26 protein-coding genes and 1 tRNA gene are annotated in these 21,781 nt (G+C 75.0%); 15 read left to right on the forward strand and 12 right to left on the reverse strand.

The window, feature by feature from the left end; genetic code table 11:
* Positions 1 to 16: 16 nt before the first annotated feature.
* The 3 genes from GA0070609_RS23765 to GA0070609_RS34935 all read left to right on the forward strand — a co-directional run bounded on the left by GA0070609_RS23765 (position 17) and on the right by GA0070609_RS34935 (position 1,759).
* Positions 17 to 544 (forward strand): aminoacyl-tRNA deacylase, encoded by a 528-nt coding sequence (locus tag GA0070609_RS23765; protein WP_088995832.1) that lies wholly within the window; start codon positions 17 to 19, stop codon positions 542 to 544.
* 156 nt (positions 545 to 700) lie between these two features.
* A complete protein-coding gene (locus tag GA0070609_RS23770; RefSeq protein ID WP_088995833.1) occupies positions 701 to 985 on the forward strand; it encodes a DUF427 domain-containing protein in 285 nt (94 codons plus the stop codon).
* 66 nt (positions 986 to 1,051) lie between these two features.
* Entirely contained in the window at positions 1,052 to 1,759 is a 708-nt protein-coding gene (locus GA0070609_RS34935) for an RICIN domain-containing protein (protein ID WP_088995834.1), read from the forward strand.
* Between the two features lie 4 nt (positions 1,760 to 1,763).
* Here GA0070609_RS34935 and GA0070609_RS23780 read toward each other — a convergent pair whose 3' ends face one another.
* Positions 1,764 to 3,071 (reverse strand): MFS transporter, encoded by a 1,308-nt coding sequence (locus GA0070609_RS23780; RefSeq protein WP_088995835.1) that lies wholly within the window; start codon positions 3,069 to 3,071, stop codon positions 1,764 to 1,766.
* Between the two features lie 52 nt (positions 3,072 to 3,123).
* Here GA0070609_RS23780 and GA0070609_RS23785 point away from each other — a divergent pair, with 52 nt between their 5' ends.
* Positions 3,124 to 4,125, forward strand: a complete 1,002-nt coding sequence (locus tag GA0070609_RS23785; protein WP_088995836.1) for a GlxA family transcriptional regulator — start codon at positions 3,124 to 3,126, stop codon at positions 4,123 to 4,125.
* 102 nt (positions 4,126 to 4,227) lie between these two features.
* Here GA0070609_RS23785 and GA0070609_RS23790 read toward each other — a convergent pair whose 3' ends face one another.
* The gene (locus tag GA0070609_RS23790) at positions 4,228 to 4,692 is read right to left on the reverse strand and encodes a hypothetical protein (RefSeq protein ID WP_088995837.1); all 465 of its coding nucleotides are present in this window, start codon (positions 4,690 to 4,692) and stop codon (positions 4,228 to 4,230) included.
* A 52-nt stretch (positions 4,693 to 4,744) separates the two neighbouring features.
* The gene (locus GA0070609_RS23795; protein WP_088995838.1) at positions 4,745 to 5,527 is read right to left on the reverse strand and encodes an SDR family NAD(P)-dependent oxidoreductase; all 783 of its coding nucleotides are present in this window, start codon (positions 5,525 to 5,527) and stop codon (positions 4,745 to 4,747) included.
* A gap of 103 nt (positions 5,528 to 5,630) precedes the next feature.
* Here GA0070609_RS23795 and GA0070609_RS23800 point away from each other — a divergent pair, with 103 nt between their 5' ends.
* Positions 5,631 to 6,209 (forward strand): TetR/AcrR family transcriptional regulator, encoded by a 579-nt coding sequence (locus GA0070609_RS23800; protein WP_088995839.1) that lies wholly within the window; start codon positions 5,631 to 5,633, stop codon positions 6,207 to 6,209.
* 120 nt (positions 6,210 to 6,329) lie between these two features.
* Here the strand turns inward: GA0070609_RS23800 and GA0070609_RS23805 are convergent, their stop codons facing one another.
* The 6 genes from GA0070609_RS23805 to GA0070609_RS23830 all read right to left on the reverse strand — a co-directional run bounded on the left by GA0070609_RS23805 (position 6,330) and on the right by GA0070609_RS23830 (position 13,428).
* Positions 6,330 to 8,282, reverse strand: a complete 1,953-nt coding sequence (locus tag GA0070609_RS23805; protein WP_088995840.1) for a VWA domain-containing protein — start codon at positions 8,280 to 8,282, stop codon at positions 6,330 to 6,332.
* Positions 8,283 to 8,284: 2 nt separating this feature from the next.
* Positions 8,285 to 9,739 carry a magnesium chelatase gene (locus GA0070609_RS23810; protein WP_088995841.1) on the reverse strand — a complete coding sequence of 485 codons (1,455 nt, stop codon included), beginning with the start codon at positions 9,737 to 9,739 and terminating at the stop codon, positions 8,285 to 8,287.
* 65 nt (positions 9,740 to 9,804) lie between these two features.
* Positions 9,805 to 10,881 carry a hypothetical protein gene (locus GA0070609_RS23815; protein WP_088995842.1) on the reverse strand — a complete coding sequence of 359 codons (1,077 nt, stop codon included), beginning with the start codon at positions 10,879 to 10,881 and terminating at the stop codon, positions 9,805 to 9,807.
* 77 nt (positions 10,882 to 10,958) lie between these two features.
* Complete coding sequence (locus GA0070609_RS23820; protein ID WP_088995843.1) at positions 10,959 to 11,633, reverse strand: response regulator transcription factor; 675 nt, start codon at positions 11,631 to 11,633, stop codon at positions 10,959 to 10,961.
* On the reverse strand, positions 11,630 to 12,874 hold the full coding sequence (locus GA0070609_RS23825; protein WP_088995844.1) for a sensor histidine kinase: 1,245 nt from the start codon (positions 12,872 to 12,874) through the stop codon (positions 11,630 to 11,632). The genes GA0070609_RS23820 and GA0070609_RS23825 overlap by 4 nt, the downstream gene beginning before the upstream one ends.
* Before the next feature lie 56 nt (positions 12,875 to 12,930).
* Positions 12,931 to 13,428 (reverse strand): hemerythrin domain-containing protein, encoded by a 498-nt coding sequence (locus GA0070609_RS23830; RefSeq protein ID WP_088995845.1) that lies wholly within the window; start codon positions 13,426 to 13,428, stop codon positions 12,931 to 12,933.
* A gap of 207 nt (positions 13,429 to 13,635) precedes the next feature.
* Here GA0070609_RS23830 and mgrA point away from each other — a divergent pair, with 207 nt between their 5' ends.
* Positions 13,636 to 14,631, forward strand: coding sequence for an L-glyceraldehyde 3-phosphate reductase (gene mgrA, locus GA0070609_RS23835; RefSeq protein ID WP_088995846.1), 996 nt, complete (start codon positions 13,636 to 13,638; stop codon positions 14,629 to 14,631).
* Between the two features lie 3 nt (positions 14,632 to 14,634).
* Here the strand turns inward: mgrA and GA0070609_RS23840 are convergent, their stop codons facing one another.
* A complete protein-coding gene (locus tag GA0070609_RS23840) occupies positions 14,635 to 15,570 on the reverse strand; it encodes a lytic polysaccharide monooxygenase auxiliary activity family 9 protein (RefSeq protein ID WP_088995847.1) in 936 nt (311 codons plus the stop codon).
* A 139-nt stretch (positions 15,571 to 15,709) separates the two neighbouring features.
* Between GA0070609_RS23840 and GA0070609_RS23845 the strand changes: the two genes are divergently transcribed.
* The 9 genes from GA0070609_RS23845 (at position 15,710) to GA0070609_RS23885 (ending at position 20,856) form a co-directional block, all read left to right on the forward strand.
* Positions 15,710 to 15,832, forward strand: coding sequence for a 50S ribosomal protein L36 (locus GA0070609_RS23845; RefSeq protein WP_030490864.1), 123 nt, complete (start codon positions 15,710 to 15,712; stop codon positions 15,830 to 15,832).
* Between the two features lie 76 nt (positions 15,833 to 15,908).
* Positions 15,909 to 16,856 carry an RNA polymerase sigma-70 factor gene (locus GA0070609_RS23850; protein WP_088995848.1) on the forward strand — a complete coding sequence of 316 codons (948 nt, stop codon included), beginning with the start codon at positions 15,909 to 15,911 and terminating at the stop codon, positions 16,854 to 16,856.
* Positions 16,857 to 16,937: 81 nt separating this feature from the next.
* Positions 16,938 to 18,128, forward strand: a complete 1,191-nt coding sequence (locus tag GA0070609_RS23855) for an NAD(P)/FAD-dependent oxidoreductase (protein ID WP_088995849.1) — start codon at positions 16,938 to 16,940, stop codon at positions 18,126 to 18,128.
* Positions 18,129 to 18,271: 143 nt separating this feature from the next.
* Complete coding sequence (locus GA0070609_RS23860; RefSeq protein WP_088995850.1) at positions 18,272 to 18,628, forward strand: hypothetical protein; 357 nt, start codon at positions 18,272 to 18,274, stop codon at positions 18,626 to 18,628.
* A complete protein-coding gene (locus GA0070609_RS23865; RefSeq protein WP_088995851.1) occupies positions 18,625 to 19,083 on the forward strand; it encodes a MerR family transcriptional regulator in 459 nt (152 codons plus the stop codon). Before GA0070609_RS23860 ends, GA0070609_RS23865 begins: the two co-directional genes overlap by 4 nt.
* On the forward strand, positions 19,067 to 19,375 hold the full coding sequence (locus tag GA0070609_RS23870; protein ID WP_157748286.1) for a hypothetical protein: 309 nt from the start codon (positions 19,067 to 19,069) through the stop codon (positions 19,373 to 19,375). Before GA0070609_RS23865 ends, GA0070609_RS23870 begins: the two co-directional genes overlap by 17 nt.
* Positions 19,372 to 19,707 (forward strand): YnfA family protein, encoded by a 336-nt coding sequence (locus tag GA0070609_RS23875; protein ID WP_088995853.1) that lies wholly within the window; start codon positions 19,372 to 19,374, stop codon positions 19,705 to 19,707. Before GA0070609_RS23870 ends, GA0070609_RS23875 begins: the two co-directional genes overlap by 4 nt.
* A gap of 64 nt (positions 19,708 to 19,771) precedes the next feature.
* A complete protein-coding gene (locus tag GA0070609_RS23880; protein WP_088995854.1) occupies positions 19,772 to 20,107 on the forward strand; it encodes an ArsR/SmtB family transcription factor in 336 nt (111 codons plus the stop codon).
* Positions 20,107 to 20,856 (forward strand): cation transporter, encoded by a 750-nt coding sequence (locus GA0070609_RS23885; protein ID WP_088995855.1) that lies wholly within the window; start codon positions 20,107 to 20,109, stop codon positions 20,854 to 20,856. Before GA0070609_RS23880 ends, GA0070609_RS23885 begins: the two co-directional genes overlap by 1 nt.
* A gap of 83 nt (positions 20,857 to 20,939) precedes the next feature.
* Here the strand turns inward: GA0070609_RS23885 and GA0070609_RS23890 are convergent.
* Both GA0070609_RS23890 and GA0070609_RS23895 read right to left on the reverse strand, forming a co-directional pair.
* Positions 20,940 to 21,012: transfer RNA gene (locus GA0070609_RS23890), tRNA-Ala, on the reverse strand.
* Positions 21,013 to 21,124: 112 nt separating this feature from the next.
* Complete coding sequence (locus GA0070609_RS23895; RefSeq protein WP_088997932.1) at positions 21,125 to 21,715, reverse strand: YqgE/AlgH family protein; 591 nt, start codon at positions 21,713 to 21,715, stop codon at positions 21,125 to 21,127.
* Positions 21,716 to 21,781 lie beyond the last annotated feature (66 nt).

Raw genomic sequence — 21,781 nt, forward strand, 5'->3', positions numbered from 1 at the left:
GCGTGCTCGGCGTGGGATGTCCACGGTGGCCTTTTCGCATCACGGAAGGACCGGGAGGGTTAACGTGGCCGGCGTGCCCTCTCCCGCGTACGCCGCCCTGGACGCCACCGGCCTGCCCTACCGCGTGATCCGGCACGGGCCGGTACGCAGCCTGGCCGAGGCAGCGCGGGCGCGCGGGGTGGCCGTACCGGACGTGGTGAAGACCATCGTCGTCCGGCGCGGCCCGGACGACCACCTCTTCGTGCTCACCCCCGGCGACCGGGTGATCTCCTGGCCGAAGCTGCGCGCGCTGCTCAACGTCAACCGGCTCTCCCTGCCCGACGCGGCCACGGCGAAGGCGGTGACCGGCTACGAACGGGGCACCATCACCCCGTTCGGCGCCAGCACCGCCTGGCCGGTGATCGCCGACGAGCGGCTGCGCGGCCGGCAGATCACCCTCGGCGCGGGCGAGCACGGGGTGGCCCTGGCGGTGGACGCGGACCGCGCCCTCGACCTGCTGGCGGCCACGGTCGCCGACGTCACCGACCCCGAACCGGCCCGCTGAACCCGGTCCGCCGGCCGCCGCGCGCCGGCCACCAGCCGCCGATCGCGGGCACGGCCGCCGGCATTCGCAGCCACTGGCCGCCGGCATTTGCAGCCACCGGCCGCCGGTGTGCTCGCGCACTGGCCGCCGCCGGCCGGCCGGCATAGCGTGGGAGCCATGCCGAAAGCCGTCTGGAACGACCTGGTCGTGGCCGAGAGCGACGACACCGTGCTGGTCGAGGGCAACCACTACTTCCCCCGGGCCGCGCTGCGCGACGACCTGGTCCGCGATTCGCCGACCCACACGTTCTGCCCGTGGAAGGGCACCGCGTCCTACTACACGCTGGAACACGACGGCCGGACCAGCGCCGACGCGGTCTGGTACTACCCCGACCCGAAGCCCGAGGCGGAGCTGGTGCGCGACCGGGTGGCCTTCTGGAAGGACGTCCAGGTCGTCGATTGAACGCCCGGGGTCACCCCGGCGGGGGCCGGCTGGCCGCCGGCGGCCGGGGTGGGTCAGGATGCCGGTATGACCGAAGAGCGCAACGACCCGGCCGGCACGGTCTACGGCGGCCGGGGCGCGTCGCGCCCGCGGCTGCCCCGCGACCCGCTGATGCGGACGGCGCTCGGCGTCGGGTTGGCCGGCGTCCTGCTCGGGGTCTTCTTCGCCACCGGCGTGCTCGGCGGCGGCGACAGCGCGCCGGTGGTGCCGGCGTCGGCCGGCACGCCGTCGACGGCGCCGGAGAGCACCCCGGCGGCGAGCGAGCCGGCGGCCAGCAGCCCGGCCGCGCCGACGGCCGCCCCCACCACACCGGCGGCGCCGGCGGCCGGCCCGCGGGTGTTCCGGGCCGCGGCCTCCGGGCTCTGCCTCGGCCTGGACGGCACCGGCGAGCGGGCACCGGCCCAGCTCGCGGTCTGCACGGGCGGGCCGGAGCAGCAGTGGGTGGTCAACCCGGCCGGCCCGGACGTGGTGACGCTCACCAACGCCGCCACCGGGCAGTGCCTCGACGTCGAGGGCGCCAGCACCGACGACGGCACGAAGCTGCTCCAGTTCCCCTGCCACGGCCAGGCCAACCAGCAGTGGCGGCTGACCCCGACCGGCACCGGCCCGGTGCTGCTGGTCGCCGTGCACAGCGGCCGGTGCGGGCAGGTGGACGACGGCGGCACCGAAGTCGGCGACGACGTCGAACAGGCCGCCTGCGCCGGCGCGGTCGAGCAGCAGTGGACCGTGGCCTGACCGGTCAGCCCCGGTAGCTCCAGGCCCGCCGGGCGGGCACCGCGACGGGCACGGCCAGCGGCTCGACCGGGACGCCCCGGCGGCGCCGCAGCAGCAGCGACAGCCCGGCCGCGCCGATCGACAGCGCCCCGGCGGCGTACCAGGCCGGCGCGTAGTCGCCGAGCTGGTCGCGGACCAGCCCGGCGCCGGTCGCGGCGAGCGCGGCACCCACCTGGTGCGCGGCGAACACCCAGCCGAAGACGACCGCCGCAGACGCCCCGAAGTACTCCCGGCACAGCGCCACCGTCGGCGGCACCGTGGCCACCCAGTCGAGCCCGTAGAAGACGATGAACACCAGCATGCTCGGTTCGGCGCTGGCCGCGAAGAGCCCGGGCAGCACCAGCAGCGACGCGCCGCGCAGCGCGTAGTAGGCGCCGAGCAGCAGCCGGCTGTCCACCCGGTCGGTCAGCCAGCCGGAGGCGATGGTGCCGACGATGTCGAAGAGCCCGACCAGCGCCAGCAGCCCGGCCGCCGTGGTCTGCGGCATGCCGTGGTCGTGCGCGGCCGGCACGAAGTGGGTGCCGACCAGCCCGTTGGTGGTCGCGCCGCAGATCGCGAAGCCGCCGGCCAGCAGCCAGAACGGCCGGGTCCGGGCGGCCTGGGCCAGCGAGCCGAGGGCCCGCGCGGCGGCCCCGCCGGCCACCGGCGGCGGGGGCGTGACCTCGGTCGCTCCGTAGGCCGGCAGCCCCAGGTCCGCCGGGTGCTCGCGCAGCAGCCACACCACCAGCGGTACGACCGCCAGCGCGGCCCCGGCCACGACGAGCGCCGCCGACCGCCACCCGTACCTGTCGACGAGCACGGCCACCAGCGGGAGGAAGACGAGTTGCCCGGTCGCGCCGCCGGCGGTGAGCACCCCGGTGACCAGCCCTCGGCGGTGCACGAACCAGCGTCCGGTGACCGTCGCCACGAAGGCCAGCGCCATCGACCCGGTGCCCAATCCGACCAGCACGCCCCAGCAGAGGATGAGCTGCCAGCTCGCGGTCATGAAGACGGTCAGCCCGCTGCCCGCCGCGACCAGCAGCAGCGCGCTGGCGACCACCCGTCGGATGCCGAACCGGTCCATCAGGGCGGCGGCGAACGGCGCGGTGAGCCCGTAGAGCAGCAGGTTGACCGAGACCGCGGCGGAGATGGTGGCCAGCGGCCAGCGGAACTCGGCGTGCAGCGGGTGCAGCAGCACCGACGGGGCGGCGCGGAAGCCGGCCGCGCCGACCAGCGCGACGAAGGCGACCGCGGCGACGGTCCAGGCCGGGTGCAGGCGACGGGATCGGGTCACGTGTCGAGTCTCGGGAGCCGCGCCCGGAACGACGAGTGGCCGGAAAGCCATCATGCGCAATAATCGGGCCATGACCCTTCGCCGGCACCGGATCGCGGTGCTCGCCCTCGACCACGTCGTCGGCCTCGACCTCGGCACCCCCGCCCAGGTCTTCGGCACCGCCCGCGACGCCGACCTGACGCCGCTCTACACCGTCGAGGTCTGCAGCCCGGGTGCCCGGCCGGTCCGCAGCAGCGGCGGCTACCAGGTGCTGCCCGACCACGGGCTGGAACTGCTCGCCACCGCCGACACGGTGGTCGTGCCGGGGATCCACGGCGGGACGCCGCTGACCGACGGCACCCTCGACGCGGAGGTGGCCGAGGCGCTGCGCGCGGCGTACCACCGGGGCGCCCGGGTCATGTCGATCTGCACCGGCGCCTTCGTGCTGGCCGCCGCCGGCCTGCTGGACGGCCGGCGGGCCACCACCCACTGGGGGTACGCCGAGCGGTTCCGCCGGCTGCACCCGGCGGTGGACCTCGACCCGGACGTGCTCTTCATCCACGACGACCAGCTGCTCACCTCGGCCGGGGTGGCCGCCGGGCTCGACCTGTGCCTGCACGTCATCCGCACCGACCACGGCAGCGAGGTGGCCAACCGGGCGGCCCGGCGCTGCGTGGTGCCCCCGTGGCGGGACGGCGGCCAGGCCCAGTACATCGAGCGGCCGGTGCCCCGGGCCGCCGACGCCAGCACCGCCGCCGCCCGGGAATGGGCCCGGCAGCGGCTGCACGAGCCGGTGACCCTGCGCGACCTGGCCGAGCAGGCCCGGATGAGCGTGCGCACCTTCACCCGGCGCTTCCGCTCGGAGACCGGCCTCAGCCCGGCCCAGTGGCTGCTCCAGCAGCGCACCGACCACGCCCGGCTGTTGCTGGAGACCACCGACCTCACCGTCGACCAGGTGGCCCGCCGCTGCGGCTTCGGCACCGCGGCGGCCCTGCGCCAGCAGTTGCACCTGCGGATCGGGGTGGCCCCGTCGGCGTACCGCCGCGCCTTCCGCCGCCAGCCCGAGCCGGCCTGACGGCGGCCCTACCGACCCGGGAAGCCGGCCGTCGCCCCGCCCCGGCCGCCGAGCGGCGGCTCAGCGTCGCCGCCACCACCGTGTCAGCACGCCACCCGTCCGTCAGCCGGCGCGGAGCATGCGCAGCTGTGCTAGGTGCTTGGGCAGGTGCACCCGGCTGTGCAGGTCGAGGGTGCGGCCCCAGGGCAGCGGCTCGTCCACGTTGAGGTCGTAGCCCTCGCGCAGATGGGTGTCGACGGGGGTCTGGGCGGCCGGGCCGAGCCGCTCGGTGAGCGCACAGAGCTTCTGGCTGGTGGCGCGCAGCAGGGTGGCCAGGGCATCCAGCCCGCCGCACTCGGCGACCAGCGCGTCGACCTGCGGGCGGTGGATCGTCTCCAGGTCGTAGTAGGCGAACGGCGCGCCGGCCAGCACCGCCTCGGTCGCCTCGACCATCAGTTCGTCGTTGGCGGCCAGGTGGGCGACGATCTGCTCGGCGCTGAGCTGCCCCTGCGGTGGCGGCCCGAACCCGCCCGCGTCGACCTCCGCGAGCAGGTCCGCGTACGCCCGCCGGAGCCTGTCGACCTCCATCCGCCCAGGCTAATCCGATCGGGGCGGCGGCGGGCCGGACTCCGTGCGTCGGTCAGGCCGCCAGCACCCCCCGGGTGACCGCGCGGCTGACCAGGGCGAGGAGTTTGCGCGGGCGGCGCGGCTGCAGGTGCGCGAAGGCGAAGTTGCTCCGACCCGGCACGACGTACCCCTGGTTGCGCTCCAGCGCCCGCAGCGCCCTGGTCACCACCCGCTGCGAGGTCTCCATCCGCCCGCCGATGGCGGCTCTGCGGGTGCCGATGGTGGCGAAGAACTCGGTCTCGACCGGGCCGGGGCACAGCGCCAGCACCCGGATGCCGCGGTCGCGGTACTCGCTCCACAGGGCGAGGCTGAAGTTGAGCACGAACGCCTTGGCGGCGCTGTAGACGGCGAAGTACGCCGCGGGCTGGAAGGCGGCGGTCGAGGCGACGTTGAGCACCGCGCCCCGGCCCCGGACCAGCATGGGGGGCACCAGCGCGTGGGTCAGGTCCGTCAGCGCCACCACGTTGACCATGAGCTGGTCGTGGTCGCGGGCACCGGGGATCTCCTCGAAGCGGCCGCAGGTGCCGAAGCCGGCGTTGTTGACCAGCAGGTCCACCTCCAGGTCGCGGGCCCGCAGCTCAGCCGTCACCCGCTCGGTGGCGTCGGGCGCGGCGAGGTCCTGCCCGATCACCTCGACCCGTACGCCGTGCGCCTGCCGCAGCGTCGCGGCCAGTGCCTCCATCCGGTCGACCGACCGGGCGACCAGGGCCAGGTCGTGCCCGCGGGCGGCGAGCTGGCGGGCGAACTCGGCGCCGATCCCGGAGGACGCGCCGGTGATGAGAGCAACATCAGTCATGCGTCTCACTGTAGCGGCTAGAGACATCATCTGCAACATGCTGTTGCAGTTGTCGGGAGAACGAAAACCTGGCGTATTGTTTGACGGGTAGGAGGGAGACGACGTGGTCGAGGGTCAGCGACGGCTGCGGGCCGACGCCGAGCGGAGCATCCGCACCATCACCGAGGCGGCGGAGCGGCTGCTGGCCGCGAACCCGGCCGCCACCATCGAGCAGATCGCCGAGGCGGCCGGGGTCGCCCGCACCACCGTGCACCGGCGGTTCGCCAGCCGGGAGGCCCTGATCACCAGCATGACCCGGGCCGCCTGGGAGCAGATCGGCGCCGCCGTCGCCGCGGCCCGGCCGGCCACCGCGCCCCCGCTGGTCGTCCTGCACCAGGCGACCGCCTCCATCCTGGAGATCAAGTCCCGCTGGCGGTTCGCGCTCGACCAGCCCACCGACGACCCCGCGACCGCCCGGAGCCAGCAGGAGGTCTTCGCCGGCTGCGACCTGGTGCTGCGGCGGGCGCAGCAGGAGGGCGTGATCCGTCCGGACGCCGACCTCACCTGGACGCGTCGGGTCTACCTCGCCCTGATCAACGAGACCATGCACGGCACCCCGGCACCGACGGGCGACCCGGACGCGCTCGCCACCCGCATCCTGGACACCCTCCTGCACGGCGTCGCCCCGACGTCGCGGCCCTGACCACCGCGGCGGCTCCGGTCCCGCAGACGGGGCAGCTCGACAGCGTGCAACTGCCGGCCCCCGCGCCCGAAGTCGCCGCCGCCGGAACGCAGCCGAACGGCCGGTTCAGGGCGACCCGGGTCAGCGGCGACCGTGCCGGGCGCGCAGGTAGTCGGAGACGACGTACTCGCCCAGGTCGTCCAGGTCGGGGGTGAACATCCGGCCGCGGCTGCGCCGGGCCACCGCGTCGACGAAGCGACGCAGCCCCTCGTCCTCGCCGAGCATGAACAGGTTGAGCGTGGCGCCGTAGCGGGTGAGCCGGTCCACCTCGCGGATCGTCGCCTCGATGGTCTCCGGCAGCGGCGGCCAGTGGAAGAGCGCCTCCCCGTCGTCCGGGTCCAGGTGCGCGGTCGGCTCCCCGTCGGTGACCACCAGCACCACCGGCTCGGCGTCCGGGTGCCGGCGCAGGTGCCGGCCGGCCAGCCGCAGCGCGTGCTGGAGGTTGGTGCCCTGTTCCATGTCCGGCTCGACGGCGGCCAGCTCGTGCTGGCTCAGCGGCAGCGCCTGCCGGCCGAACCCGATGATCTGGAGCGCGTCCTGCGGGAACCGGGTCGCCATCAGGTGCGCCAGGGCCAGCGCCGTCTGCTTCATCGGCCCCCAGCGCCCCTGCGAGATCATCGAGTAGGACAGGTCGACGCAGAGCGCCACCGCCGCCGAGGCCCGCCGCTCGGTCTCCACCACCTCGAAGTCCTCGACGGCCAGCTGCACCGGTACGCCCGGCCCGGCCCGGCGGACCGCCCGGGTCAGCGTCCGCACCACGTCCAGCGGCTGCTCGTCGCCGTACTCCCAGGGCCGCGAGCCGCCGCTGACCTCGCCGGCGGCGCCCGCCGAGCGCAGGTCGTGCTGGCCCCGCGGCCCGGCGGTCAGGTCGGCGAAGACCCGCCGCAGCGCGGTGCCGCCGAGCCGGCGCAGCGCCTTCGGGCTCAGGGTCAGCCCGTCCGCGTCCCGGCTCACCCAGCCCTGCCGGCGCAGTTCCTGTTCCAGCTCCCGCAACCGGCGTACGTCGTCGGCCGCGTCCCGGCCCAGCGTCCGGGCCACCGCGTCGACGTCGACGTCGTCCAGGGTCGCCCCCGGATAGTCCTGGTCCAGGGCGTCCAGCAGCTCGTCCAGCTCGGCGATCTCGCCCAGCGCGCCGGCCGCCTCGCCGTAGCCCAGCGGTCGATCGCCGCGGACCCGCTCGCCACGCCCCCAGGCCAGATCGGGGCGGAGCGCGCGCAGGTGGGCGTCCAGCGCGGACAGTTCCCCGGCCAGCCGATCGCCGAGCGACTGCCGCATCAGCCCGGCCAGTTCCTCGCGCTGCCGGTCCGACAACGACCGCATCAGCCGCTCACCGGCCGCCGCCCGCCGGGCCAGCACGTCGACCAGCTCGTCGACGTCCTTCGGCTGCTCCGGGAAGAACTCGCCGTGCCGGCGCATGAACTCGGCGAACGCGTCGGTGGTGTCCTCCGCGCGGGCGTGCCGGGCCAGCAGGTCGTTCAGGTCGCGCATCATCTCGGCCAGCCGCCGCTGGGCCGCCGGGTCGGCGGACGCCCGCACCGCGTCGCGCAGCCCGGCGAACCGCTGGCCCAGCACGTCGTCGCGGAGCCCGTCCAGGATCTGCTGGTACGACCGGCGGGCCTCGTCGCTGGCCCACTCGTAGCCAGCCAGTTCCTCCACCGCCCGGGCGGTGGACCGGGGCAGGTTGTCCAGCACCGCCTCGGCGAACCGGGCGCCGTCGTCGTCCCGGCCGCGCAGCTCGTCCCGCTCGGCCGCGAGCGCCTGGTCGAGCAGCGCCCGGGACCGGGTCACCGCCCCGTCCAGGTCGCCCCGGCGCAGCGCCTCACGACGCAGCCGCCGGGCCCGCGCCGCCAGGTCGTCCAGGCCGCCCCGGCCCTGCGGACCCCGGCGCAGCAGGTCCCGCAGCGCCTCCCGCAGGCTGCCGCCGGCCAGCACCTCCGCGCCGACCGCGTCGACCGCCGCGCGCACGTCGTACGGGGGCGCCAGCGGGTCCGGGCCGCCGCGCCACTGCCCGTACCGGAACCGGTTGCCGGCCACGCTCAGCCCCGGCCGCCGTAGCGGGTGCGGCCGGAGTCGGTGACGTCCTTGCCGAGCCGCCGGGTCAGGTGCAACCCCTCCAGCACGAACTCGACGCCGGCGGCGGCCTCCTCCTGGGTCGGGGCATCGCCCATGCCGAGCCGGTCCAGCGCCTTGGCCAGCCCCGGCACGGTGCCCACCTGGCGCAGCAGCTCGGTCGAGCTGACCAGCTCACCGGTCTCGATGACGGTGCCCTCGGCGACCAGCCCGGTGAACCCGGACAGGTCCAGCCCGGCCAACCGGGCCCGGAACGTCTCGGCGGTGGCGGTGCGCAGCAGGTGGCCGAGGATCTCCACCTCCCGCCCCTCCTCGCCGCTCTCGAACTCCACCTTGCCGCGCAGCGTCGAGGTCACCGACACCGCGTCGCCGACCCGAGCCACCGGCGCCTCCGGGCGTACCCCCTCGGGGGTGTCGGCGGCGGCCAGCAGGCCGGCGCGGCGCAGCGCTGCCGCGGCGACCGTCTCGGCGGCGGCGATGGCGAACCGGGCGGAGACCCCGGAGCGCGGGTCCACCGACGGCGACTCGCGCACCGCCCGGGCGAACCGGGCGAGCACCTCCAGCACGTGCTCCGGCACCTCGGCGACCAGGTCGGCCTCCTGCCGGATCAGGGCCAGCTCCAGGTCCAGGTCGACCGGGTAGTGGGTACGGACCTCGGCGCCGAACCGGTCCTTGAGGGGGGTGATGATCCGGCCCCGGTTGGTGTAGTCCTCCGGGTTGGCGCTGGCCACCAGGAACAGGTCCAGCGGCAGCCGGAGCTGGTAGCCGCGGACCTGGATGTCCCGCTCCTCCAGCACGTTGAGCAGCGCCACCTGGATCCGCTCGGCCAGGTCGGGCAGTTCGTTGACCGCGAAGATGCCCCGGTTGGTCCGCGGCACCAGGCCGAAGTGGATCGTCTCCGGGTCGCCGAGGCTGCGCCCCTGGGCCAGCCGGACCGGGTCCACGTCGCCGATCAGGTCGCCGACGCTGGTGTCCGGGGTGGCCAGCTTCTCGCCGTAGCGCATCGAGCGGTGCAGCCAGCCGACCGGCAGGTCGTCGGCGGCCTCGGCGACCAGCGCCCGGGAGGCCGGGGTGATCGGGTGCAGCGGGTGCTCGTTGAGGGCCGAGCCGGCGATCACCGGGGTCCACTCGTCGAGCAGGCCCACCAGCGAGCGGATCAGCCGGGTCTTGCCCTGGCCACGCTCGCCGAGCAGCACCATGTCGTGCCCGGCGAGCAGGGCCCGCTCGACCTCGGGCAGCACGGTGTCGTCGTAGCCGACAATGCCCGGGAAGCGGTCGGCGCCGGCCCGCATCCGGGCCAGGAGGTTGTCACGGAGCTCCTGCTTCACGGTGCGGTAGCGGTGGCCGGCCGCGCGCAGCGCGCCGAGCGTGCCGGGCAGGTCGGCCGGTGGGGCCGGGATTACCGGGTTGGGCGCAGTCACCCGCCCACGCTAGCTCGGGCCGGGCGGGGGTGCCCGTTCGTTGCCGGGTACCCCCGCTCCCACCCTCAGCCCTGCCCGCAGCGCGGGCAGCCGGCCCGGCGGCGCAGGTGGTACGCGTACGCGGCCGCGCCGAGCGCCGGCCCCCACGCCGGCCAGAGCAGCATCGGCGCGCTGGCCAGGCTGAATTCGTCGCCGGTCAGCGCCCAGAAGTCCGGGTTGGCGACCAGGCCCAGGGTGGCGGCGGTGACCGCGACCGCGACCAGGGTGGCCGGCACCACGGCCAGCCGCACCGGCACCGGGCGACCGCCCAGCACGGGCACCCAGCCGGGGAACCGCTCGCCCCAGCGCTGGACCAGTCCGAGGGTGAGCACCGCGCCGACGGTGGCGAACGCGCCCAGCCCGAAGCCGGCCCAGACCATGCCGTTGCCCTGCATCTCGGTGAGGAACTCGCGGGAGATGCCGAGCGGGATCCCGGCCGCCCAGGCGAACCGGGTCAGCGCGTAGGCGAAGGGGATCGCGGCGGCGATCCCGGCGGCCCACCGGCCGAAGCGGGCGGCGGCGGCCGGAGTGGTCCAGTCCCGGCCGGCGCCGCCCCGGCCGCATCCGACGCAGGCGCCGGCGGTCCGCCGCTGCCAGGCGAGCACCGCGCCGGCCAGCAGCAACCCGCCGACGACGGCGGCGAACCGGACGGCCAGCGGCCAGGTGAAGATGTCCGCGTAGTCCACCGGCGGCCAGCCGAACGGCGCCCCGAGGATCAGCATCGGCGCGTACCCGAGCATGATCAGCACCTGGGCGTCGGGCACCACCACGGCCAGCAGCGCGGCGACGGCCCAGGCGTAGCCGGCGAGCAGGGTGCGCAGCGGCCGGGACGCCCGGGCGGTGGGCCCGGTCATGGCCAGCGCGGCGACCGCCGCACCGAGCAGCAGCGCGGCGAACAGCGGCGGCCCGACGTCGGCCGGGACCAGCCGGAGCAGGCTGGTGCCGGTGTCCGGGTCGTCCGGGCCGAACGGGTAGCCGGCCCCGGTGACGGTGGCGACCAGGGCGAGCACGCCCCAGAGGCCGAGCCAGCCGGCGGCCAGCGGAGCGAAGCGGTCCGGCCAGGGGGAGGTGGTTCGGTGGCGGGGATCGGTGATCGTCGTCATGGCTCCAGCCTCGGCCAGCGGCCCCCGCGATCCATCCCGTACGCCGGTGAACCCGCTCCCCCGGCGGGGGGAGCCGGTCAGCCGGCGGGCGTGACGAACCCCGACTCGTACGCGGCGATCACCGCCTGGGTGCGGTCGCGCACCCCGAGCTTGGCCAGCACGTTGCCGACGTGGGTCTTCACCGTCTCCACCCCGACCACCAGGTGCGCGGCGATCTCCGGATTGGACCGGCCGGTCGCCATCAGCCGGAGCACCTCGGCCTCCCGGTCGGTGAGCCGGGCCGCCGCCAGCCGGTCCCCGCCCCGCCCCCCGTACGCCCCGACCAGCCGGCGGATCGCGGCCGGGAAGAGCAGCGAGTCGCCCCGGGCGACCACCCGGACCGCCTCCACCACCTCGGCCGGCCGGGCCCGCTTGAGCAGGAAGCCGCTCGCCCCGGCGCGCAGCGCGTCGTAGACGTACTCGTCGTTCTCGAAGGTGGTGACCACCAGCACCCGGGGCGGGTCGGCGGACGCGGCGAGCAGCGACCGGGTGGCCTGGATGCCGTCGATGCCCGGCATTCGCACGTCCATCAGCACCACCCGGGGCCGGTGCCGGGCGACCAGCGGCAGCACCTCGGCGCCGTCCGTGGCCTCGGCGAGCACCCGCAGGTCGGGCTGGGCGTCCAGGATCGCCCGCAGGCCGATCCGGACCAGCTCGTCGTCGTCGACGATCAGCACCCCGGTCGGCTCGCCGTCGGTGGTCTGCCCGGTCATCGCGTTCCCTCCAGCGGCAGTCGCACCCGGATCCGCCAGCGGTCGCCGTCCGGCCCGGCGGTCAACCGGCCGCCGAGCAGCAGCACCCGCTCCCGCATCCCGTCCAGGCCGCGCCCGCCGCGTCGCGGGTCGGCCGGCACGTCTCCGGCCAGCTCGTTCACCAGCTCCAGCTCCAGCGCCTCAGGGCTCACGTCGAGCCGCAGCGTCACCGGTCCCCGACCGTACCGGGCGGCGTTGGTGAGCCCCTCCTGCACGATCCGGTAGCCCTCCCGGGACACCACCGCCGGCAGGTCGGCCGGATCCCCGGCGCACCGCGCGTCGACCGCCAGCCCGGCCGCCCGGGTGTCCGCGACCAGCCGGTCCAGGTCGGCGAGCGTACGCTGCGGCGCCGGCCCGGCCCGGCCGGCCTCGCTGTCCCGGAGCAGGCCGAGCACGTGGTCCAGGTCCTCGGTCGCGGCCCGGGCGGTCTCCTCGATCGCGGTCAGCGCCCGCCGGACGAACTCCGGGTCCCGGTCCAGCACCTCCCGGGCCGCGCCGGCCTGCAGGGTGGCCACGGTCAGCGCGTGGCCGACCGAGTCGTGCAGTTCCCGGGCCAGCCGGTTGCGCTCGGCGAGCCGGGTGGCCCGGGCCTCCAGCGCGGCGATCCGTTCCGCCGGGGCGGGGCCGAGCAGCACCGGCGCCATCGACGCGGCCAGCGCGCCCAGCCCGGCGACCGCGTAGCCGAGCGCCACCAGCATCACCACCCCGGTCAGGGTCAGCCAGCCGGTGTCCCGGCCGTCCAGCGGGCCGAAGCTCTCCCGGCTGATCTGGTCGGTGCCGAGCCCGAACTGCTGGGCGATGAAGGCCAGCGCCATCGGCAGCGCGCTGATCAGCGCGAACATCACCAGGCCGCCGATGATCAGGTGGGTGGCGATCCAGAGCGCGGAGCGCAGCCGGGTCTCCCGGTCGGCCCGCAGCCCGGGCGTCGGGTCGGGCAGTGCGACGCCGAGCAGCGCCCGGGCCGCGGCGATCTCCAGTGCCCGGCTGCCGTCGAGGAAGAGCGGCACCACGGCGATCGCCGCCGCCACCACCAGCAGCCCGAGCACCAGCGCCCGGTACACCTCCGCCTGGCCGAGCAGCTGCGCGAAGATCACCGCGAGGAGCACGTACGGCAGCACGAGCACCCCGCCCAGCAGGAGGAACACGCCGCGGCGCCAGGTGCTGCCGGCGACCAGCGGGGCCAGGGCCGCCCGGGGAGTCATCCGCCCATTCTGCCGGCGGCACCCGAGCGGGCGACTCCCCCGTGCCGGGGAGATCGTCAGCGGTGCTCGCGCACGTAGCGCTCCGGGTCCTTGTCCCGGAACGGCAGGTTGCGGCCGTTCTTGTGCTCGCCGTAGAAGGTCAGCCAGCGCCGGCCCAGCTCGGCGCGCAGTTCGGTGCCGGCGTGCCGGCGGAAGTCCGGCAGCGCCTCGTCCTCCTCCTCGGCGAGGTGCTCGCTGTTCTCCCGGCGGGCCTGCCAGACCGCCGCCCACCACTGCTCGGAGCCGACCGGGTGCAGCTTCGACTCGGCGATGGCGTCGCGGATCTTGTTGTGGTCGCCGACCGCGTCCGCCGTCTCGGCCTCGCCGTCGTCGCCGTGCCGGACCAGGTGCGGGTAGAGGATCGCCTCCTCGGCCTCGGCGTGGATGTCCAGATGCAGGGCGAGCGCCTCCCAGATCGCCAGCAGTTCCTGCTCGTCGCGGGCGTCGTCGAGGCGGGCGAAGCCGCGCCGGAACGCGGCGTGGTCGTCGAGGATCAGCGCGGTGATGTCGTCCATCTGGTCATTCCCCCGTTCGGATGTCGGCCGGCGACCCTCGGCGTCGAGGGCGCGACCCGTGCTGGTCAACTCCCCGGCTTCCGGCCGGGTGACGCGCTCCGCGGGTGACGCGCTCCGCGCGCCGGCCGGGTGCCCGCGCCGCACGCCGGCCAGGTGGCGCGCTGCGCGCCGCGCCGGCCGGGGGTGTCCCACCCGGCGACTAGGCTCATGATCGTGACCTACCTCGCCGCGGACGACCGCTACGACACGATGACCTACCGGCGCAGCGGGCGCAGTGGCCTGCGGCTGCCCGCCATCTCCCTCGGCCTGTGGCACAACTTCGGGCCCGACCGGCCCTTCGAGCGGCAGCGGGACATCGTCCGGCGCGCCTTCGACCTCGGCATCACCCACTTCGACCTGGCCAACAACTACGGCCCGCCGCCCGGTGCGGCCGAGGAGAACTTCGGCCGGCTGCTCGCCACCGACCTGGCGCCCTACCGGGACGAGCTGGTCATCTCCAGCAAGGCCGGCTATCTGATGTGGCCCGGCCCGTACGGCGAGTGGGGCTCCCGCAAGTACCTGATCTCCTCGCTCGACCAGTCGCTGCGCCGGATGGGGCTGGACTACGTCGACGTCTTCTACTCGCACCGCTTCGACCCGGACACCCCGCTGGAGGAGACGATGGGCGCGCTCGACGCCATCGTCCGCTCCGGCAAGGCCCTCTACGTCGGCGTCTCGAACTACAACTCCGAGCAGACCGAGCGCGCCGCGGCCATCCTGCGCGACCTGGGCACGCCCCTGCTGATCAACCAGCCGGCCTACTCGATGCTCAACCGGTGGACCGAGTCCGACGGCCTGCTCGACACCCTGGAGCGGGTGGGCGCCGGCTGCATCGCGTACAGCCCGCTGGCGCAGGGCCTGCTCACCGACCGCTACCTCGGCGGGATCCCGGCGGACTCGCGGGTGCGCACCAGCGTCTTCCTCAACGAGAGCGACCTGGACGAGCAGCGGATGGCGACCATCCGGGCGCTCGGCGCGATCGCCGAGCGGCGTGGCCAGTCGCTGGCTCAGCTCGCGCTCGCCTGGGCGCTGCGCGACCCGCGGATGACCAGCCTGATCATCGGGGCGAGCAGCGTGCCGCAGTTGGAGGCGAACGTCGCCGCGCTGGGCAACCTGGACTTCACCGCCGAGGAGCTGGCCGAGATCGACCGGCACCTGGGCTGAGCGTCACCAGGTGCGGGGCCGGTTCGCCCGGTGGCTGCGTACCTCGCAGGGCCGGCCGACCGGGGCCCGGCCGTCGCGGCGCAACCGCGTCCCGGCCATGGTGAGCAGCAGCACGGCGAGCGCGACGGCGGCGCCGGCCAGCAGTGGCCGGCCGCCGGTTGGCCCGTCCCGCACCGAGGCCACCGCCACGCCGGGCTCGCTCGCCGCCGGTTCCGCCGGCCCCGCGCCGGCCGGTCCCGTCCCGGCGGTACGCGACGGCGCGGCCGGGCTCGCGGCGTCCCGGTCCCCGGCGGCTCCGCCGAATCCGGCGGTGCCGGCCGGCGGCCGGAGATCGACGTCCGAGCAGGAGTAGTAGGTGTCCGGGGTGTCGGAGTTCTGCCAGATCGTGTAGATCAGCTGCCGGCCGGTCCGGTCCGCCGGCAGCCGCCCCCGCAGCTGGTACGCCCCGTCGCGCACCGGCGGATCGGTCACCCGCAGGAACGGCGCCCTCTCCAGGTCGTCCCAGGTCAGCGGGGTGTTGGCGGCGTAGCCCGGCCGGGTCAGGTAGAGCCGGAAGGTGCTCCGGTGCGGGATGGTGGTGCGGTAGCGGAAGGTGAACCGGGCGCCGGCGGTCAGCTCGGTGGCCGGCCAGTCGGTACGCGCCAGGTCCAGCCCCCGGTAGGCCGACAGCCCGCCGCTGCACAACTCCCCGTCGGGGATCCGCTCCCGGTCGCGCCCGTTCACCGCCGCCACCCGGACGTTGTCCCACTCGCGCACCGCGGCGCCCGCCTCGACCGCCGCCCGGCAGGCCGCGGTGGCCGCGTACCGGCTCTCGGGGGCGCAGGCCGCCGCGCGGCTGAGCGGATCGGTCGGTGCGCCGTGCGCGGTGGCGGGTGCGGCGGTGACCGGCACGGTCGCGACGGCGACCAGCACGGCGATGGCGGCGCGGCGTACGGTCATGGCTTCGACCTCCCGCGCACTGGTACGCGCGCCGGCCGGCAAAGGTTCGACGGCGGGCCGGGCCGGTGCCCGGCCGGGAATCGCGACACCGGCCGGGGCGTTCCCACCACCGGAACCGCACGACCGAGAAGAGGCAGACATGAAGGTACGCAGCTCGCTGCGGGCGCTGAAGCAGAAGCCGGGTTCGGTGGTGGTCCGCCGCCGTGGCCGGGTGGTCGTGGTGAACCGCGCCAACCCGCAGTGGAAGAGCCGCCAGGGCTGATCCGCCGGCCGGGCGCCGTCACCGGCGCCCGGCGGCTCCCGATCCGGGTCTGGCCGCGGATGGTGACAATGGAGCCATGCCGCTCAGCCAGCACGAGGTCGCCCTGTTCGAGGATTCCAGGGCCCGCCTGGAGGCGATCGCCTACCGCCTGCTCGGCTCGGCGAGCGACGCCGAGGACGCGGTCCAGGACACCTTCCTGCGCTGGCAGGCCGCCGACCGGGAGCGCGTCGAGACGCCCGAGGCGTGGCTGACGAAGGTGCTCACCAACCTGTGCCTCAACCAGCTCACCTCGGCGCGGGCCCGGCGGGAGGCCTATGTCGGCATGTGGCTGCCCGAGCCGGTGCTCGCCGGGGACCGGATGCTCGGCCCGGTCGACACCGTCGAGCAGCGCGAATCGGTCTCGATGGCGGTGCTCACCCTCCTGGAGCGGCTCTCGCCGAACGAGCGGGCGGTGTACGTGCTGCGCGAGGCCTTCGGCTACCCGCACGGCGAGATCGCCGAGATCCTCGACATCACCGAGTCGAACTGCCAGCAGATCTACCGGCGCGCCAAGCAGCACGTCGCCGCCGCCGACCGGACCCGCGCGGAGGTCGACCGGGCCGCCGCGCGTCGGGTCGTCGAGGAGTTCCTCGCCGCGGCCACCAGCGGCGAGACCGAGCGGCTGGTCAGGTTGCTGACCGACGACGCGGTGAGCGTCGGCGACGGCGGCGGCAAGATCCCCGCCGGCACCAAGCCGATCATCGGTGCGCTGGCGGTGGCGAGGTTCCTGCGCGGGCTGCTCAAGCCCACCGACGTCAAGCGGAACGTGGTGGGCGGCAGCCCGTCCCTGTACGCCGACGTCGTCAACGGCGCGCCCGCGGTGGTGGCCGTGGTCGCCGACCGGGTCGTCGGTGTCATGTCCCTGGAGCTGACCGCCGAGGGCGTCGCGGCCGTCCGCAGCCAGGTCAACCCCGACAAGCTCGCCCGCTTCACCCGCCACTGGTCCGCGTCCGATCACGGGGAACCCGTCATCGGCCACTGGTGACCCAGGTCATAGCCGGCTCCTGTCAGGAATCGCGTCGCCGTCCGGTTCAGGAAGCGAACACGCCGAGACAGGAGTGGGACCATGAAGCACCGGATCGTCGTCCTCGGGGCCGGGTACACCGGAGCCATCGCCGCCGGCCGCCTCGCCCGGCGGCTGCACCCCGGCGACACCGAGATCACCGTCGTCAACGCCGACTCCGACTTCGTCGAGCGGGTCCGCATGCACCAGCTCGCGACCGGGCAGGACCTCAAGCGCCGCCGGCTGAGCGACATCTTCGCGGGCACCGGCGTGCGGCTACGACTGGCCCGGGTCACCGCCGTCGACGTCGACCGCAGGACCGTCGCGCTGGTCGACGCCGACGGCGCCGAGGAGATCGCGTACGACACCCTCGTCTACGCCCTGGGCAGCGCGGCCGCCGACCACGGTGTCCCCGGCGTCGCCGAGCACGCGTACGACATCGCCGGCAAGCAGTCCGCGCTGCGGCTGCGCGAGCGACTGAACGGCCTCGCCGCCGGCGGCACCGTGCTGGTCGTCGGCGGCGGCCTCACCGGCCTCGAGGCGGCCACCGAGATCGCCGAGGCCCGGCCGGACCTCGACGTGGCGATCACCGCCCGGGGCGGGCTCGGCGACTGGCTCGACGGGAAGGCCCAGCGGCACCTGCGCGGCGTCTTCGACCGGCTCGGCATCACGGTCCACGAGCACACCGACGTCGCCCGGGTCGAGGCGACCGGCGCGGTCACCGCCGACGCACGAGTGATCCCGGCCCAGGTGACCGTCTGGACGACCGGTTTCGCCGTCCACCCCATCGCCGCCGCCACGACCCTGTCGGTCGCCGAGACCGGGCAGATCGTCGTGGACGACACGATGCGCTCGGTCTCCCACCCCGACGTGTACGCCGTCGGCGACGCCGGACTCGCCGAAGGGCCGGGCGGCAAGCCGCTGCGGATGTCCTGCGCCTCGGGGACGCCGATGGCCTGGCAGGCCGCCGACGCCATCGCCGCCCGGCTGACCGGTCGGAAGATCCCCCGGGTGCCGGTGCGCTACTTCAACCAGTGCATCAGCCTCGGCCGCCGCGACGGCATCATCCAGTTCGTGACCGCCGACGACCGGGCCAAGCCCTCGCTGCTCAAGGGGAAGTTGGCGGCCCGCTACAAGGAGGTCATCTGCAAGGGGGCGGCCTGGGGCGTCGCCAACCCGATGCTGATGCTGCCGACCCGCCGCCGGCGCCTCGCCGCGCCCCGGACGGAGAGCAGCACGGCTGCCACCGCGTGAAAAGACGAGCGCCGGGCGGGAACCCCGACCACCGATCGAGGGCTGGCCCCGGTGCCAGCCCTTGATCGGCCACCGGCCGGCCCGGCAACTGTCACTGCCGCGGGCTTGCATCCGGTACCTGGGTACAGGCTTACCGTCGGAGGATGAGCCACCGACACGTCACCACCGACGACTCCTGGGTGCCGGACGCCTGCACCCTGCCGACGGCGCAACGGCCACTGCGGCTCGCCGAGTTCGATCAGTTCTTCCGCGACGCGGTCCAGGGGGCCGACCGCCTGTCGGCGCGGCATCTGCGGCTGCGTCTCACCGGAGGCGCGCGGGTTGAGCGGACGGCGCGGGACCTGACCGCCCGGGAGTCGTCCTGCTGCTCGTTCTTCGCCTTCGACATCTCCCGGTCCGGCCCGGATGCGCTCACGTTGGACGTCCGGGTGCCGGCGGCCCACGTCGACGTGCTCGACGCCCTCGCCGATCGTGCCGCCGCGGCCGCCGGCTCACGATGAGCGGCCCAGGGCTACGCAGCGGCCAGCTCGCCGAGGCGGCCGGGGTCAACCCGCAGACCCTGCGCTACTACGAACGCCGAGGGCTGCTCGCCTCCCCGCGGCGGTCGCCCGGCGGGCATCGGCTCTACCCGTCCGACACGGTCACCCTGCTGCGGGTGATCAAGACCGCGCAACGCCTCGGCTTCACCCTCAACGAGGTCGCCGACCTGCTCGACGCCGGCCGACACCAGCACCGCAACCAATCCGACACCGGCCTCCAGGCGCGAGCCAGAGAGAAGCTCGCCGAGGTGGAACGGAAGTTGGCCGACCTCGCCGTCATCCGCGACACCCTCCGCGCCGCCATCTCCGCCGGCTGCGACGACCTGGTCGCCTGCGCCGGCAGCTCCTGCTGCCCCCTGCCGTTCGCCGAACTCGCCGGACCCGCCGAGAGGACCAACTGTGCCGACACCTGTTGACCGGCTGCGCCGCCTGCTCCCGTCCGGGATGACCGGCCTCGCCGGGGTAGCCTGCGCCGCCTGCTGCGCGCTGCCGGCGCTGCTCGCCGCCGGGGTCCTCGGGGGTGCCGGCTGGGCCGCGGTCAACCGTTACCTGCCTGGCGTCGCCGTCGCCCTGGCCGTGCTCGCCGGCCTGTCCTGGTGGTGGGCGAGCCGGCGCCGCCACATCACCGGCTGCGCCGGCGGCAGCTGCTCCTGCGGCCCGGCTGACCAGAGGAATCGCCAGGTGCTGACGCTACGGTCGGACACATGACGGTTGCCCGCTCGATCCTGCTGTTCCTGCTCGCCGCGCTCGCCGAGATCGGCGGGGCCTGGCTGGTGTGGCAGGGCTGGCGGGAGAACCGCGGCCTGCTGTGGATCGCGGCCGGAGTCATCGCGCTCGGGGTGTACGGCTTCGTCGCCACCTTCCAACCCGACCCGAACTTCGGCCGCATCCTGGCCGCCTACGGCGGCGTCTTCGTCGCCGGCTCCCTCGCCTGGGGCATGGTCGTCGACAAGTTCCGCCCCGACCGCTACGACATCGTCGGCGCGGCCATCTGCCTCGTCGGCGTCGCCGTCATCATGTACGCCCCGCGCGCCTCCTAGCTGCCTGGCTTCGGGACGCCCAGCCGGGCGCCGCCTCCTTAGTACATCATCGGCTGTACTATCGGTGGGCGTGGAGACGTTGACGCACGGGCAGGTGCTGGCCCGCTTCGGTCACGCCCTGTCCGACCCGACGCGGGCGCGGCTGCTGCTGGCCCTGCGCGACGGGCCGGGCTACCCGGCCGAACTGGCCGAACTGCTGGGCACGACCCGGCAGAACCTGTCGAACCATCTGTCCTGTTTGCGCGGCTGCGGCTTGGTCGTCGCGGCGCCACAGGGCCGGCGCACCCGCTACGAGTTGGCCGACGCCCGGCTGGCACACGCCCTGGTCGACCTGCTCGGCGTCGTGCTGGCGGTCGACCCGGCAGCGTGCCCGGATTCCGCCGACAAGGGCTGCTGCTGATGAACCTGCCCCTGATCAACCGGACACCGGCGGGGCCGTCGCCGGCGCGTCGTCGGGTGCTGGCCCGCCGGGTGCGGCTGCTGGTCGCCGCCACGATCACCTACAACGTCATCGAGGCGGTGGTGGCGATCACCGCCGGCCGGATCGCGTCGTCGACGGCGCTGATCGGCTTCGGGCTGGACTCGGTGATCGAGGTGTCCTCGGCGGCGGCGGTGGCGTGGCAGTTCGCCGGCCGCGACCCGGAGGCTCGGGAGAGGGTGACGCTGCGGATCATCGCGGTCTCGTTCTTCGCACTCGCCGCCTACGTGACGGTGGAGTCGGTGCGGGCGCTGGTCGGCGGCGCCGAGGCCGAGCATTCCAGCGTCGGTCTGGTGCTGGCCGCGCTCTCCCTGGCGATCATGCCGGTGCTGTCGTACGCGCAGCGCAGCGCCGGCCGGGAACTCGGCTCGCGCTCGGCGGTCGCGGACTCCAAGCAGACGCTGCTGTGCACGTACCTGTCCGCCGTCCTGCTGGTCGGCCTGGCCTTGAACAGTCTGTTCGGCTGGTCCTGGGCGGACCCGGTCGCCGCGCTGGTCATCGCCGCCGTGGCGGTCAAGGAAGGCCGCGAGGCGTGGCGCGGTGACAGCTGCTGCGCCGTCCCGCTGACCGCCCCCCTTGTCGACAGCACGGGCGGCGGGCACGGCGCCGGCGAGGGTGACGCGTGCGGCTGCCGGCAGGGCTGCTCCTGCTGCTCGACCGACCCGACATGACCAGGCTGCCTGCCTGGCTGCCGCCGGTGTCCGAAATGACGAAGGGCGTCCGTCATTGCGACGAACGCCCTGGTCGTGAAGGGTGGAGCCGAGGGGACTCGAACCCCTGACCCCCACACTGCCAGTGTGGTGCGCTACCAGCTGCGCCACGGCCCCTTGCTGCGTCCCGGTCGCCCGGGCACTGGGAGAACTATACACACGCCCGTCGGCATGGTCATCTCGCGGGGTCCCTCCCCGCCCCGACCGGCCACCGGGCGGCCGGGCCGGCTCAGTTGAGCGCCACGTCCGGCGGAAAGTGGGCCACCGCCGCCATCATGCCGCCCTGCCGGCGCAGCACCATCGGCCAGAGGTCGTCGGGGCGGTCGACGAAGGCGTCGCCGGGCAGCGCGTCCAGCACGAACCAGGAGCCCTCCTCGACCTCCTGCTCCAGCTGGCCGGAGCCCCAACCGGAGTAGCCGGCGAAGACCCGGATGCCGGTGACACTCTCCCGCAGCCGCTCCGGGTCGACCGACAGGTCCAGCGTGCCGACCGCGCCGGAGACCTGGTGGAAGCCCTTCAGCCGGCGTACCGGGTTGCGCATCCGGGCCAGGCAGATCGCCGAGTCGGGCTGCACCGGGCCCCCCTCGAAGAGCACCGCCGGGTGACGCGCCAGGTCGCTCCAGTCGCCGAGCACGTCCGCGACCGGCACCTCGGTGGCCCGGTTCAGCACCACGCCGAGCGCCCCGCCCGGCTCGTGGGCGACCAGCAGCACCACCGTACGGTCGAAGTTCGGGTCCTTGAGCGCCGGAGTCGCGACCAGCAGCCGCCCGGTCATCGACTCCATCGCCCGCCCGCCGATCGCCTGTCCCTCTCCCTGCATGCCGTACACCCGTCAGCCGTGCGGCCGGACGCGGTGCCCGTCGCCTGCCGGGAGGGCGGGGCGCCC

This window comes from Micromonospora echinaurantiaca (genome assembly GCF_900090235.1).
GTDB lineage: Bacteria > Actinomycetota > Actinomycetes > Mycobacteriales > Micromonosporaceae > Micromonospora > Micromonospora echinaurantiaca.